Origin of the sequence: Variovorax sp. CAN15, assembly GCF_030462475.1 — a bacterium.
Taxonomy (GTDB): domain Bacteria; phylum Pseudomonadota; class Gammaproteobacteria; order Burkholderiales; family Burkholderiaceae_C; genus Variovorax.
The window spans coordinates 25,297-38,496 of the sequence record NZ_JASMRZ010000053.1; the positions used below are offsets into that span (position 1 = coordinate 25,297).

At 63.6% G+C, this 13,200-nt stretch carries 15 protein-coding genes; 4 read left to right on the forward strand and 11 right to left on the reverse strand.

Annotated elements, in window-relative coordinates; all coding sequences use genetic code 11:
* Positions 1-37: 37 nt before the first annotated feature.
* The 7 genes from QMO14_RS24095 to QMO14_RS24125 all read right to left on the reverse strand — a co-directional run bounded on the left by QMO14_RS24095 (position 38) and on the right by QMO14_RS24125 (position 5,270).
* Positions 38-412, reverse strand: a complete 375-nt coding sequence (locus QMO14_RS24095; protein WP_176947362.1) for a copper-binding protein — start codon at positions 410-412, stop codon at positions 38-40.
* A gap of 75 nt (positions 413-487) precedes the next feature.
* A complete protein-coding gene (locus QMO14_RS24100; RefSeq protein ID WP_093298974.1) occupies positions 488-979 on the reverse strand; it encodes a plastocyanin/azurin family copper-binding protein in 492 nt (163 codons plus the stop codon).
* Positions 980-1,022: 43 nt separating this feature from the next.
* On the reverse strand, positions 1,023-2,438 hold the full coding sequence (locus tag QMO14_RS24105) for a multicopper oxidase family protein (protein ID WP_093298977.1): 1,416 nt from the start codon (positions 2,436-2,438) through the stop codon (positions 1,023-1,025).
* A 36-nt stretch (positions 2,439-2,474) separates the two neighbouring features.
* Positions 2,475-3,899, reverse strand: a complete 1,425-nt coding sequence (locus QMO14_RS24110; RefSeq protein WP_301510247.1) for a TolC family protein — start codon at positions 3,897-3,899, stop codon at positions 2,475-2,477.
* Positions 3,896-4,159: a hypothetical protein gene (locus QMO14_RS24115; RefSeq protein ID WP_228121903.1), complete on the reverse strand. Its 264-nt coding sequence runs from the start codon at positions 4,157-4,159 to the stop codon at positions 3,896-3,898. The genes QMO14_RS24110 and QMO14_RS24115 overlap by 4 nt, the downstream gene beginning before the upstream one ends.
* A 222-nt stretch (positions 4,160-4,381) precedes the next feature.
* Complete coding sequence (locus tag QMO14_RS24120; RefSeq protein WP_228121902.1) at positions 4,382-4,807, reverse strand: hypothetical protein; 426 nt, start codon at positions 4,805-4,807, stop codon at positions 4,382-4,384.
* A gap of 67 nt (positions 4,808-4,874) precedes the next feature.
* Positions 4,875-5,270, reverse strand: coding sequence for a hypothetical protein (locus tag QMO14_RS24125; protein WP_143042875.1), 396 nt, complete (start codon positions 5,268-5,270; stop codon positions 4,875-4,877).
* A 191-nt stretch (positions 5,271-5,461) separates the two neighbouring features.
* On the opposite strand from QMO14_RS24125, the gene QMO14_RS24130 reads away from it, so the two are divergent.
* The 3 genes from QMO14_RS24130 to QMO14_RS24140 all read left to right on the forward strand — a co-directional run bounded on the left by QMO14_RS24130 (position 5,462) and on the right by QMO14_RS24140 (position 9,010).
* Complete coding sequence (locus QMO14_RS24130) at positions 5,462-6,145, forward strand: heavy metal response regulator transcription factor (RefSeq protein ID WP_093299893.1); 684 nt, start codon at positions 5,462-5,464, stop codon at positions 6,143-6,145.
* Positions 6,142-7,557: a heavy metal sensor histidine kinase gene (locus QMO14_RS24135; protein WP_228121901.1), complete on the forward strand. Its 1,416-nt coding sequence runs from the start codon at positions 6,142-6,144 to the stop codon at positions 7,555-7,557. Before QMO14_RS24130 ends, QMO14_RS24135 begins: the two co-directional genes overlap by 4 nt.
* 190 nt (positions 7,558-7,747) lie before the next feature.
* Positions 7,748-9,010 carry a type II restriction endonuclease gene (locus tag QMO14_RS24140; protein WP_093298990.1) on the forward strand — a complete coding sequence of 421 codons (1,263 nt, stop codon included), beginning with the start codon at positions 7,748-7,750 and terminating at the stop codon, positions 9,008-9,010.
* A 76-nt stretch (positions 9,011-9,086) separates the two neighbouring features.
* On the opposite strand, the gene QMO14_RS24145 is transcribed toward QMO14_RS24140, so the two are convergent.
* The 4 genes from QMO14_RS24145 to QMO14_RS24160 all read right to left on the reverse strand — a co-directional run bounded on the left by QMO14_RS24145 (position 9,087) and on the right by QMO14_RS24160 (position 13,011).
* A complete protein-coding gene (locus tag QMO14_RS24145; protein WP_093298992.1) occupies positions 9,087-9,416 on the reverse strand; it encodes a four-helix bundle copper-binding protein in 330 nt (109 codons plus the stop codon).
* A 138-nt stretch (positions 9,417-9,554) separates the two neighbouring features.
* Entirely contained in the window at positions 9,555-9,893 is a 339-nt protein-coding gene (locus QMO14_RS24150) for a hypothetical protein (RefSeq protein ID WP_093298995.1), read from the reverse strand.
* A gap of 226 nt (positions 9,894-10,119) precedes the next feature.
* Entirely contained in the window at positions 10,120-12,657 is a 2,538-nt protein-coding gene (locus QMO14_RS24155; protein ID WP_093298999.1) for an NAD-dependent epimerase/dehydratase family protein, read from the reverse strand.
* A gap of 3 nt (positions 12,658-12,660) precedes the next feature.
* A complete protein-coding gene (locus QMO14_RS24160) occupies positions 12,661-13,011 on the reverse strand; it encodes a hypothetical protein (protein WP_301510252.1) in 351 nt (116 codons plus the stop codon).
* Positions 13,012-13,039: 28 nt separating this feature from the next.
* Between QMO14_RS24160 and QMO14_RS24165 the strand changes: the two genes are divergently transcribed.
* Positions 13,040-13,200: NAD-dependent epimerase/dehydratase family protein (locus QMO14_RS24165; RefSeq protein WP_301510256.1), on the forward strand; the 161-nt coding region annotated here is incomplete at its 3' end.

Here is a 13,200-nt window from a genome sequence, read left to right on the forward strand (position 1 = left end):
CCTTTCGATAGTCGCCGCCCATTGATTCTTTACGCGCTCAGCGGGCCGATTCGATCTTCGTGACGACGATCTTGCCGTCGATCTTTTCCGCCTGGAAACGGACCTTGGCGCCGGTCTCGACCTTGTCGAGCATGACGTCGTCCTTGACGCCGAACACCATCGTCATGCCCGGCATGTCGAGGTTCTTGAGCGGGCCGTGCTTGATCGTGAGCTTCTTGTTGTCCTTGTCCACCTTGCGGATCTCGCCTTCGCTGAGGTCCGACGCTGCGGCCGCATCCGAGCCGCCGGCCGCAGGTGCCTTCTCGGACATGCCCGGCATGTCGGACATGGATTTGGAAGATTGCGCGCCGGCGGCGCCAGCGAACGAGAGTGCGGCAACGAATGCCAAGAGTGCGATACGGGTGTTGGTCATGAGGATCTCCTGAGATATGAATGAATTTGGAGTCCCGCCGCATTCCGATGGAAGCCGGCGGCGGGAGCGCCTCGCTTACTTTCCGGTCTTGGTCACGTTCACGGCGCCCTTCATGCCGGCGTCGTAGTGGCCCGGCTGCAGGCACGCGAAGTCGACCTTGCCGGCCTTGGTGAATTGCCAGACGATCTCGCCGCTCTTGCCTGCGGCCAGCGTCACCATGTTCGGATCGGAGTGCTCCATCTCCGGGTTCTTCTTCATGACTTCGTAGTGCTCCTTGAGCTCCTTCTCCGTCCCGATCACGAGCTCGTGCTTGAGCTGGCCGGAGTTCTTGACGACGAAGCGCACGGTCTCGCCCTGTTTGACGCTGATGTCGGCCGGCGTGAAGCGCATGCTATCGGTCATGTCGACGTTGATCGTGCGGGTGGCCTTGGTGGCCACGCCGGGCTTGCCGATCGCCTCGTTGGCATCGTGGCCGTGGCCGCCTGCGTGGGTGCCGGATGCCGAAGCGCCGGCGGCGGCCAGGGCCACAAGTGCTGCGACAGCTGTGTTGCGGAAGTTGTGTTTCATGGGTTTTCCTTTGAGAGTTGGAGTTTGGAACGGAGGGGGAGAACTAGTGGTTCGAATGGCCGCCGCCGGGCTTTCGAATCTGGACTTCGATGTTCTTGGCGGGCATGTTCTGAGCGGGCATCGCTGCGGCGCCGGCGCCGCGTTGGCGCGAGGTCTCGGGCGGCGGTCCATCCAGCTCGTAGGCAACGGTGCCCTTCGGATGCTTGAACCAACCCGGGTTCGAGTAGTCGCCCGCCTTCTGGTTTTTGCGCACCTTGACCATGCTGAACATGCCGCCCATCTCGACCGAGCCGAACGGGCCTTCGCCGGTCATCATTCGCGCGGTGTTATCGGGAATCGGCATTTCCATCTCGGCCATGTCGGCCATGCCGCGCTCGCCCATGACCATGTAGTCGGGCACCAGGCTTGTGATCTGCTTGGCCACGTCCTTGTGGTCCAGGCCGATCATGGTCGGCACGTCGTGGCCCATGGCGTTCATCGTGTGATGGCTCTTGTGGCAGTGGAAGGCCCAGTCTCCTTCCTCGTCGGCCAGGAACTCGATCTGGCGCATCTGTCCGACCGCCACGTCGGCCGTCACCTCGTACTGCCGCGAAGACTTGGGCGTCGGACCGCCATCGGTGCCCGTGACGAGGAACTCGTGCCCGTGCAGGTGCATCGGGTGATTGGTCATCGTCAGGTTTCCGATGCGAATGCGTACCTTGTCGTTGAGCCGGACATTGAGCGAATCGATACCCGGAAAGATCCGGCTGTTCCAGGACCACAGGTTGAAGTCCAGCATCGTCATGATCTTGGGCGTGGCGCTGCCGGGCTCCACGTCGTAGGCATTGAGCAGGAACACGAAGTCGCGGTCGACCTTCTCGATCAACGGATGCTCGGCCTTGGGGTGCGTCACCCAAAAGCCCATCATGCCCATGGCCATCTGCGTCATTTCGTCCGCATGCGGGTGGTACATGAAGGTGCCGGGGCGGCGCGCTACGAACTCGTAGACGAAGGTCTTGCCTGGGCGGATCGGTGGCTGGTTCAGTCCGGCGACGCCGTCCATGCCGTTGGGCAGGCGCTGGCCGTGCCAGTGCACGCTGGTGTGCTCGGGCAGCTTGTTGGTCACGAAGATGCGCACGCGGTCGCCTTCGACCACCTCGATGGTCGGGCCGGGCGACTGGCCGTTGTAGCCCCACAGGTTGGCCTTGAAGCCAGGCGCCATTTCGCGCACCACGGGTTCGGCCACCAAGTGGAATTCCTTGACGCCGTTGTTCATGCGCCAGGGCAAGGTCCAGCCGTTGAGCGTGACCACGGGGTTGTAGGGGCGTCCGCTCGAGGGCATCAAGGGCGGCATGGTGTTGGGCGTGGTCTGGAGCACGGGCTCAGGCAGCGCGGCCATGGCCACCTTGCTCACGCTGGCCGCGGCGATGGCGCCCGTGATGGCACCCGCACCGCTCAAGAAATTGCGTCTGTTTGTCATGTCGTTCAAATCGGTTGGAGAACTCAGAGGGCGGGCTCAGTGCGCCGCACCAGCGGAGGCGCCTTCGCCGCCCGAGCTGGCCATCGAGGCCCCTGCGGACGTGGGCTTGCCCATCACCGAAGCCGCCAGCGCGGCATCAGCCAGCCAGAACTGCTGCTGGGCATTGATCGCGTTGGTCACGCTGGCGATCTGGTCACGCGCCTCGGCCAACAGTTCGAAAACGCCGATCAACATCCCGTTGTAGCGAAGCACGTTCTCATCGGCCATGGCCTGGCGCRGCGGCACGATCTCGTCGCGGTAGTGCCGTGCGATGTCGTAGGCAGTGCGGTAGGCCGAGTAGCCCTCTCGCAGCTGAGAGGAAGCGCCACGCACGGTGGCGTCGTAGCGGTTGGCCGCGGCCAACGACTGCGCGTTCAACATGTCGCGCTGCGCTGACCCCCAGTCGAACAGCGGCAGGCGGATATCGAGCTCGAAGCCCCGGCGGGTGCTCTTGGTGTTCTCCGCGTTGTCGAACACCGTGTCGCGCCGACCGCCCACCTCGACGTCGATGAAGGTCGACAGCAAGTTGATACCTTGCGATTTGCCCGCCACGTCCAACTGGGCACGTGCCAGTTGGACATCCAGGCGTTGCTCAGTAGCGGTCGCTGCGACCTCCTTCGCTTCGCGAGGAGTCTTGGGCAGGTCAGGCAGGCGTTCGGGCAACGCCAGTCTGGTGGCCTGGTCATCGTTCAACCCCAGGACACGAACCAACTCTTCGCGTGCAGCGGTGGTGGCGTGCTGTGCCGAGGCGAGCTGGGTCGTCGCATCAGCGTAGAAAACCTGCTGGCGTGCACGCTGCAACTTGGAGAAATTCCCAATGAGCTGCATCCGGCGCGCAAGTTCGGCACTGGCCTGGGCCGACCTGTTGACCTGCTCGGCATACTTCAGCGTCTGTTGCGCCGCGACTGCACGCACCCAGGCCTGCTTGACCTGCGTGACCTGGTCGACCACGGCACCGGTCAGTTGGACTTTGGCCTGGGCGGCCTGGCTTCTGGAGATCGACAAACGCTGCGGCAACAGAATCAGATCCACCAGTCCGAAGGACAGCAGGCGCTCAAGCTCGAGTTCGCTGTTCAGGCGCGTGCGCGCGAACGAGAGGATCGGATTGGGTAACCGGCTGCTCTGGTTAGTCGCGGCAATGTCGCCCCAACTCTGAGCGATTAACGCTTGGACGGAAGGACTGTTGGCCAGCGCAAGCTGCACCGCATCACTCTGCGACAGCGGTTTGGCGAGCAGTTCCTGCGACAGTGCGGCGCGGCGGTCACGCTGCTCCTGAGTTCGGCTGAGTTCGAGCTTCCCACCGGTGAACTGCTGGGCATTGGTATTTGTGTCACTCAGGGCGTCGTCGATACTGACTGACGCGCACCCGGCGAGGACAGCCGTCGCGACGGCAATGGCTGTCAAACGAAGGGCGCGCTTCATGGCTTCTCCTTCTTTGCAGGCATGGGCATCGAATGGCCTGGCTGCGCGGCGGGCGCAGCGGCGGCGCCCTTGGGCGATTCGGCCTCGGCCGCACTGGAGCCTGATGTCTCCTTGGCGTAGGCCTGCCAGCCACCGCGGCGATAGACCGTCTCGTTGGCTTCTTTCCAGGGGATGGGCTTTTCGTCGGCAAAGGGCTGATAGCCCTCGAGCGCGGACCTGTAGGTCAGGACGGTGGGCGCCGCAGCCTCAGCGGATTTCACGGGCGCGGGTTGAGCCACCGCGACAGCGGCACTCAGGGTCGCCAACGCGGCAAACGCAGCCGAAGCGGGAAAAGCTGCCAGCCAATGGGCCGGCGATGAATGGAACATGGAGTCCTCGCAAGTTCATGAACGGAGTGCGTCAGAGCTGCCCGAAAAGGCATGACGCAGGCGATGCATGAGCGTTCGCGGCGGCCCGTGACGAGTCACAGGCGCACGAACGCGTTAAGCGCGAGGAGGTTTGTCGAGAACGCGCGGCGCGAGCGTGGCCACCGTGATGGCTGGCTCCGCCAAGTCGGCTTTGGGAAGGTCGTGGAAAACGGCCAAGTCCATCGTGCTGGTCAGCGCTGTGGCATGGCACGCGCCGCAGGTACCGCACTTGTGCATCGCATCGGGCCCGGCACTCGCTACCTTGGCGGTGTTGTCCTTTGCGGGAGGCTTGGCAGCCTGTGCCGCCTTGTGCTCATGATCGCCGTGCCCATCCGCATGCGGGTGCTGAGCGTGGTCGTGTGCGCTGGGCTGTGCGAGCGACACTTCGCCCGCCTCACCGGCGTGACCCGGTCCGCAAAAGACCATGGCTGCCGCCGCGTACCCCTGGAAGGGCACGGCAAACATCATGATCCAAAGGACGAACAGGCGAACCCGGTGCATGCGGCGAATTCTAAGTCGAGCAGTGTGTCAGGAGACCTGTATAGACATCCAGATTTGTGCGCGACTCTCAGGGCTGCGCTTGTGCGCGAGCCTTGCTCGCATCACCTTTGGGCGCCGGCAGGGGCGCACCGAGCCGTGCTGCGGCATCCCAGTTGGGTTGCCTCTGCGCGGCTTCCAGTTCGGCCACCACTTCGGCGCGCGACTTGGCGGCTCCGACCTTCGGCGTGCTCATCGATCCCCAGCGCAGCATGCTGGCCCCGGCAGGGGTTTTCTGCGCGTCCGCGAGTTCAGCTGATACATGGGCCTGGGATTTAGCCTGTCCCGCTTCACCTGGGTGATAGACCACGCCGGCTTCGTTCGGCGCAAAGTGAGACGGCCCTTCCGCGTAAGCTGCAAACGGCGCAACGAATGCAGCGCCTGCACCCACGGCAAGTGCGAGCGAGAGGATTTGACGGTTCTTCATGATAGGTCTCCTTCAACGAAATGTTCGACTTCGCGAGCTGCACTGGACGCGTCGGCATCGACCACCGAGCCGGCGATGCCAGTCAACTGTCTGGCATGCAATGACTCTAGGAAGCCAGTCCGCCAATCACCCGCCACGTGGATTACAAAGAAGTAATCCACGCCCGCGACCCACCGCCGTAGCATTTGGCAATGCGCATACTGGTCATCGAAGACGAACACAAATTGGGCGACTACCTCGTCAAGGGCCTCACCGAGAGCGGCTTCGTGGTAGACCTCGCGCGCTCCGGCCTTGAGGGGCGCAGCCTCGCCTTGGATGGCGACTACGATCTGCTGGTGCTGGATGTGATGCTGCCGGGAATCGACGGATTCGCCGTGCTGGAGGCCGTGCGCAAGATCAAGTCCGTGCCGGTGCTGATGCTCACGGCCCGCGACGAAGTCGCCGATCGCGTGCGTGGACTTCAAAGCGGTGCGGACGACTATCTTGCCAAGCCCTTTGCGTTTTCCGAACTGCTTGCCCGCATCCAGGCGCTGTTGCGCCGCGGCAAGCTGCACGAGGTGTCCAACTATGCGCTGAAGGACTTGCACCTGGATGTGGTCGCACGCAGGGCCTCCCGCAATGGGCAGCGGCTTGATCTCACCGCCAAGGAGTTCGCACTGTTGACCTTGCTCATGCGCCGTCGGGGCAACGTGCTGTCACGCACCCAGTTGGCCGAGCAGGTGTGGGACATCAATTTCGACAGCGACACCAACATCGTGGAAGTCGCCATCCGGCGGCTGCGCAGCAAGATCGACGATCCTTTCGAAGAGAAGCTGCTGCACACGGTGCGCGGCATGGGGTACGTGCTGGAGAGTCGGCAAGGCGGCATGTCGTGAGCCCCGCCAAGACCGTTGTGAAAGGGCCGGGCACGGCCGCCGACGTTACGGCAGTCTCCCCAGAGGGACGTGCGCAGCCCGTCACCGCGCATGCGCAGGACACAGGGTCCATCCAGGCCGCGCTGTCGCGTTGGTTTGCAGCGCAGGCCCTGATCGGTCTCAGTTTGGTGTGTGTGGCGATCTATGCCGTCACCGCGTGGAGCTTCCAGGTCAAGCAGGCCAGCGAATTCGAGCGCCAGTCCGAGCTCATCAAGCACCTGATCCAGGAGTCGCGCGATGACCCGGGGCGCGACGGACTGCGCCACAAGCTCGATGACTTCTTCTCGACCCACGCGGAGATCAGTCTCGTGTTGCGCCGCGGCAACGAGATCATCTATTCGTCCACGCCGGCTCGGGCTTCGGGACGTTGGCTGTGGATGCCCACGCAGGAGCAGCCGATGCCGTCGGGAGACGCCGCGATGCATCTGCAGCTCGGCATCGATGTCCAGGAGGATGCCAAGCTCCTGGCCCGCCTGGCCTGGACGCTCGTGGGCGCGGTCGTCCTTGGCTCAGTGGTCATCTCACTGACCGGTGCGTTGCTGGTGCATCGGGGGATGCAACCGCTGCAGAAGCTCGTTCGGCAGACTGCCGCGACCGGTCCAGAGTATCCGGGGCGGCGCATCGATCCCGCCCCGTATGCCTCAGAGATCACGCCGTGGGTGGCTCAATTCAATGCGGTGCTCGATCGCGCCGAACAGGCCTACCACCAACTGGAGTCTTTCAACGCGGATGTAGCGCACGAACTGCGCACGCCGCTGGCCAACCTGATCGGAATGGTCGAAGTCGAGTTGGCTCGACCGCGATCAATCGAGGAACTGCGAGACGCGTTGTTGTCGGCGCTGGAAGAGGCGAGACGCGTCTCGGCGATCGTGATCGACATGCTCTTCCTGTCGAAGGCGGACCGCGGTACGGCGGCGCGCCGATCCGCGCCGGTCAGTCTGGTCGACCAAGTGCGAACGGTGCTGGATTTTCACGAGGCCACGTTGGAAGATGCAGGATTGAAGGTGCATGTGAGCGGCGATGCGCACATCGGCATCGATGCCGGGCTGGTGCGCCGCGCCCTGTCGAACCTGCTGAGTAATGCGAGCCGCTATGCGACGCCCGGCTCCATGATCGCGGTAGTGATCGACACCCAGCCCGACGGCGTCTGGGTCAAGGTTGCCAACCGCGGCGAGCCGGTCCCGGACGACGTCCTTCCCAATCTGTTCAAACGGTTCTTCCGGGCAGAGCGGTCTCGCACCGACTCGTCCGAACACCATGGGCTGGGCTTGGCGATCGTGGCCGCCATCGCACGAATGCATGGCGGCCAAACCCGCGCTACCTCGCGCTCGGGTGTCACTGAGATCAGCTTTTCGATAGCGCCGGAAACTTGATAGGCGTTGCTCGGCATGCCGCGCACTTCGCGTAGGGACAAGGGGCCGGCCATGCCCCATGCGACCCCATTGCTGGATTCGGCTGCGAGTCGGCTCGCCAGGGATTCTTGCGCGAAACGCTGACTTGACCAGATCGACTCGTGCTTCAATCGACGGTGTCGCGCCTTGCGCATTTCAATCCTCTGCGCCCATGTCCATTGGTCTTGAAGTTCTCATTGGTCACTGGAAGACCGATTCATTGAGCACCTACAACTCCTGGTTTCTATGGGACGAGCGGCTAAAGAATTTCCGCTCCATCCGCCGGGGCCTGGCCCAGGTGGTCAAGGACATCGATGCAGGGACATTCGGCAGCGCGTTTCGCGGCTCCTCGCTCGAAACCGTCGTCGGCTCGGTGGCGGAGCAACGCCAGATCTTCAAGGGCGCCGACCACGCGTTTCTCTGGAAGCCGAAGCTGCGCATTCCCGACATCTACGAGAACGATGCCAATCAGCGTGCCTTTGCCCGACTGCTGCATGCCTGCGACTGCTGCGACAACGCCGAGGAGGTGGTCGAGGCCATCCGCCGCATTGACGCGCATCGGATCAAGGGCCTTGGGCCGGCTGTGGCGAACCTGCTGTACTTCGTTCATCCCACGATCGTGATGCCTTTCAACACGGCGATCGTGAAAGGCTACAACGCCGTCACGGGCAGCAACGTCAAGCTTGGCAAGTGGGACCACTACCTTTCCATGCGCGAGGGCTGCCTTCGGCTGAACGCGCAGCACCGCCGGCTGCTGTCCAACGACATGGGCGCACTGGCCGGATTGCTCTTCGACATCGGCTCGGGCCGGTACGCGCCGCCGCCGCGCAGCGATGATGTCGCGGCCATTCAGGGCTGGGAGGCCGACCTCGAGAAGGTTCGCGAAGATTCAGCGGCCGCTCACAAGCGTTGGGCCGCAGATCGAGAGAGCGAGGCGACCCACACGCAAATTCAAGGATGGCTGCGCGATCTGGGCAAGTCGCTCGGCTTCGGCGTCTGGATCGCTTCGAACGACCAGGGACGCGGCTATGCGGGGGGTCGGCTCGGCGACGGTTGCTTGACGCAATTGCCCGCGGGCGCCCAGCCCGGCCTGGACTCGGTGCGGTTGATCGACGTCATCTGGGCGGAGTCCGACGGCTCGAAGATCGCCGCGGCTTTCGAGGTGGAGCATTCGACCTCCATCTACTCAGGCATCGTGCGGATGCTAGACCTCGCGCTGGGCACCGAACTGGGCAAGGGCGTCTCGATGTTTCTCGTGGCACCTGATGCACGCCGCGAGGATGTCCGGCTGCAGCTGCGCCGCCCGGCATTCTCGCGCGTCGCCGAACTCGGCATCCGTTATCTGCCCTACAGCGAGCTTGGAGCGCACCGCGAAGCGATTGGACGGTTCGGTTCGGGCTTGAAGCCGCTGAGCGAGATCTCTCATTCGCTGTGACCCAAACCCATGGTGACGAGGAGAGCCGCGCGCCGCTTCGCCAAGAGCGCGGCCCGCTGCGCAAGTCCAACGATCATCAATGCGCCATGGCCCGACATGCAGCAGCGCAATCCTTGCAGGCCTTGGCGCACGCCTTGCAGTGAGCCATCTGGTGCTTCTCGCACTCTGCACCGCATGCGTCGCAGATGTCCGCGCACAGTGCGCATATGGCCTTGGCATGTTCACTGCCGCGGGCCATTGCGGCCGCAGCAAACTGGCAGGCAGCGGCGCAATCGATGTCAAGGGCGATGCACCTTGCCATCATCTTGACGTTGTCTTCTTTCAGGCACGCGGACGCGCAATGATTGCAGGCAGTGGCGCAGCCGTTGCAGGCTTCGATGCATGCGGTATAGCTCTCATGTGACATTGTCGACTCCTTTGAAGTGAATGCCGGTGACCCGGCGACAAATGGGCTGCCGTGGCTCGACAGCCCTGAACCATCTGCTGCCGCCCCCCTCCAGGACCTTGGTCGTTGCGAAGCCCGACAGCATGGATTTCATGGTGGTTACTTCGGGGTGCCGCCTTGACCGGGATCGCGGTGCGGACGCGCCTCCCGAGCGGCGGCTCTTCCCTGGCCCGTGGCCTCGGGCCGCGTCGTCTTCTTCACGCCCGAGCCTTCGCCCTCGGCGGTGCTGCCATCCTTGATCGGTTTGGTTCCCGTCGGCTTCGCGCTCTTCTTGGCTTCGGCTGCGATCTGCGGCTTCGTGTTCGTCTGCGGGACGGCCTCGGACGTGTGGTTTTGCGCAATGGCAGTGCCCGAGAACAGAACGGCAGCGCTGAATCCGATGAGCGTGCTCTTGAGAGTGAAGGTTTTGCGTTGAGGGATCGTGTTCTGGTTCGTCATGAAAAGCTCCTTGGGTCGTTGCCGGCGTTCCGGCGAAAAGGACATTTGTCCCGTCAGGCCCCCTGTGGGGACAGCTGTCGCACCCACTGTAGGAAGCGGCTTTGGCGAAAGCCGGACGCGGGCATTACAGTTGCGTAATCCAATCTCCCGCGCGATTGCCAGATGAGCTGTTCGAACTCTGTCGGCGAGAGCCTTCGCAACCGCCATCAGCGCGGCGCGCCTGCACCTACAGGACCCAGCGATCCCAGCTGCCATAGTGTTCCTTGCTGCGTCGTCCCCGCGGGAGGCTGAGCGCGACCACCGCAACTCCGAAAGCGACGCTTCCTGCGGAGGCGGCAACCGACGCTCCGTCCAAGACCCATGGCGCGGCAACGAGCCAAAGACCCAGCGCAACATTGATGAAGCGCAGCAGCCGACCTACCTCCGCCATGGCCGAGATCGCCACCGTGATGATGAGCGCGCCAACCAGGTGATCGCTGTTGGCCATGGGCGGCTCGGAACCGAACATCAAACGCGTGAACATCAATCCTGCGCCGAGCAGCGCACAGGCGGCGAGTGTCCAAGGCACTTGCACGCCGCGCAGGGCAGATGCGACTGTCTTGATCAGCGGCGCGTCGAAATCGGGCTGTCGATCCTGCTTGCTCCCGGGAGAGGGGCCACCCATGAAAAATATGCGCCGGAACGGGTCGCCGCGGCGATGGCCTTGGACGAGAAACTGTCCCATCGCAACGAGTTCGTCGAGGGTATAGGGGATCATGATGACCATCGCGAGCGCCGCGACCAGGCATAAGGCGCACCAGGTGCCGAGCATGATCGGCTGGATGATGATGAAGTAGATGCTGACCACCCCCAGCGGGACCACCACCACACCGAACGCCGCGACCATCCACGGCATCGTTCGCCAGCGCTGCCGCCCGCCCATGACGCCCATCAGGACTTCCAGCAGATAGCTCACTGCGCCGAGCCCGCCATCAGCAATCGGCCACGCCTTGGACACGTCGGACGTGATGATCGCTTCGGTTCCGTTGCGCCCTGCCGTGCCTGAGAAAAAAGGGTCCCAGACGCCAGCGATGTGGCCGAGCTGGTAGGCGGTGAGCTGGCGTGCAATGACGAAGCCGATGAATGCCAGCGCCACGATCGGCAGGCGTTGCAGATAAGTCGATGGCGAATAGGACCAGCCTGCCGGCATGTCGGACTGGTCCATCATCGACTCCATGCTCATCCCCGGCATCATGGGAACGAGAATGGCGAAGCTGATCACGAGCACCCCGACCAAGGTGTCGTTGTTGTAGATCGCGGCGCTCGGCGACCAAAACACAAGCGGCGCGAACAGCAGCCAGACGCCGACGGCCGCATTGGCCCACTGCGCCCACGAAAATTTTTGCGACAGAGACATCGCGCCGAACAGGATGATCAGTGCGCCGCAGACGACATCGCTCCATCCGAGCCAAGCCATGCGCTGCGCCGGATCGGCCAGGCCGCGCTCGGCGGTCACTTGCCAGATCATGTGGCCGAAGGCTTGAGCATCAAAAGCGTCGAACGCGAACGCACTGCTTATGAGCCATCCGCCAAGCAGCATGTTGAAGAAATGGACCCACAGCATGTCAAAGTGCATGCGTCGCATCTGCTGTTGATGTTCCCGCATGCTGTCATGGTGGGTTTCGGTCTTTGCGTCGCCCTGGCCGAGAACGGCAGGTGCGCGGTCTGCGACCACGGACGCATTCAGCTTGTTGCTGTGATACCAGGCAGGCGGATCGGACTTCAAGGCCTCGACAATCTTCGGCAGCACATCCATCACCGCATGTCGAGGCCGCCAGCCGAGCAGCTTCCTCGCGCGAGAAATGTCGACCTCGTAATGGTCGCCCGCGATCTCGACCATCCAGGACCGGATGAACGGATCCTCGCCCAGGACCTTGTCCTCAAGCTCGACGCCCATGCGCGCGATTCCCTCGGGAACTTCCTTTGTAGCCCATGCTTCGCCGTGCACCAGGCGGCCAATGGCCTGTTGCAGGTCTCGGAACGAAGGTGTCCTCGGCTCTGCCAGCAACACGGGCAACTCGGGTGGCAGTTCGTGGCGGCGTTCGACGATCCGTTTCAGCGCATCGACCAGATCGTTCAAGTGCAAGAACGGCTGGCCCGCATCAAGGTTGCCCGGATAGACGCGGCTGTTGAGCTTGCGCTCGTAGATGCGGGCGATCTGGTGGGCCAGAAAGACCGCGTGTCCCTTGTCGTCATAGACGCCGGCGGGTCGAACGAAGACGGCGGGAATCTTGCCGCGTTCCTCGCGGATCAACTTTTCGGTCTTGATCTTCGATTCTCGATACGGCAGCTTCGGCTCGACCGGCCAGTCCTCATCGATCGGTTGACCCGGCCGCCCGGGTGCATGGACGAGCAGCGTGCTGGCGAACACGAACTGCTCAACCTCGAAAGCCTGCAGTTCGCGCAGCAGCCGCTGCGTGCCGCCCACGGTCACGCACTCGTAGTCGGGATGAGGGACACCTTCGAGGTCGAAATAGGCCGCCAGATGAATCACCGACGCGACCCGGCCGCCAAAATCGGCGCGCACGCGCGCCAGAGCATCTCGTACGCTGGCGTCGGAAGCAAGGTCGATATCCACGACCTTGGCGCCGGCGCCAAGGTCGGGAGGGCCCGGGCGATCCAGCGCGACGACGGTATAGAGCTTCGCGAGTCGAGCCACCACCGCGCGCCCGACGAAGCCACTGGCGCCGGTCACGAGCACGAGGCCTTTGGCATTTCTATTCATTGATCAGTTGCTCCAGCGCGCCAAAAAGATGACCGCGACCGCCAGCGCCGCCGCGAACGCCGTCAGCGTCCAGCGTTGCTTCGAGCACCACCATTGCACGCTGGCGCCGCGTGCCTGGGCATCGAAGCGTCCGTGGGCTGCGAAAGGACCTGCCACGGGCGTGAACAGGTTGTCCGGCCGGCCGGGCTGCGCCGGCTCCAGCGTCATCTGGGAGTCATACGCCTGCCGGGCCGCCAACCGATCACCGATGCCAGGCACGATGCGACTTGAAAGAATGGCCTTCGCGGCCGGCCAGCCGACCCACACTTCGCGCCGACGATGGGTGGCGGCCCAGACGATGGCGGTCGCGGTCATCTTTTTGGCGCGCTGGAGCAACTGATCAATGAATAGAAATGCCAAAGGCCTCGTGCTCGTGACCGGCGCCAGTGGCTTCGTCGGGCGCGCGGTGGTGGCTCGACTCGCGAAGCTCTATACCGTCGTCGCGCTGGATCGCCCGGGCCCTCCCGACCTTGGCGCCGGCGCCAAGGTCGTGGATATCGACCT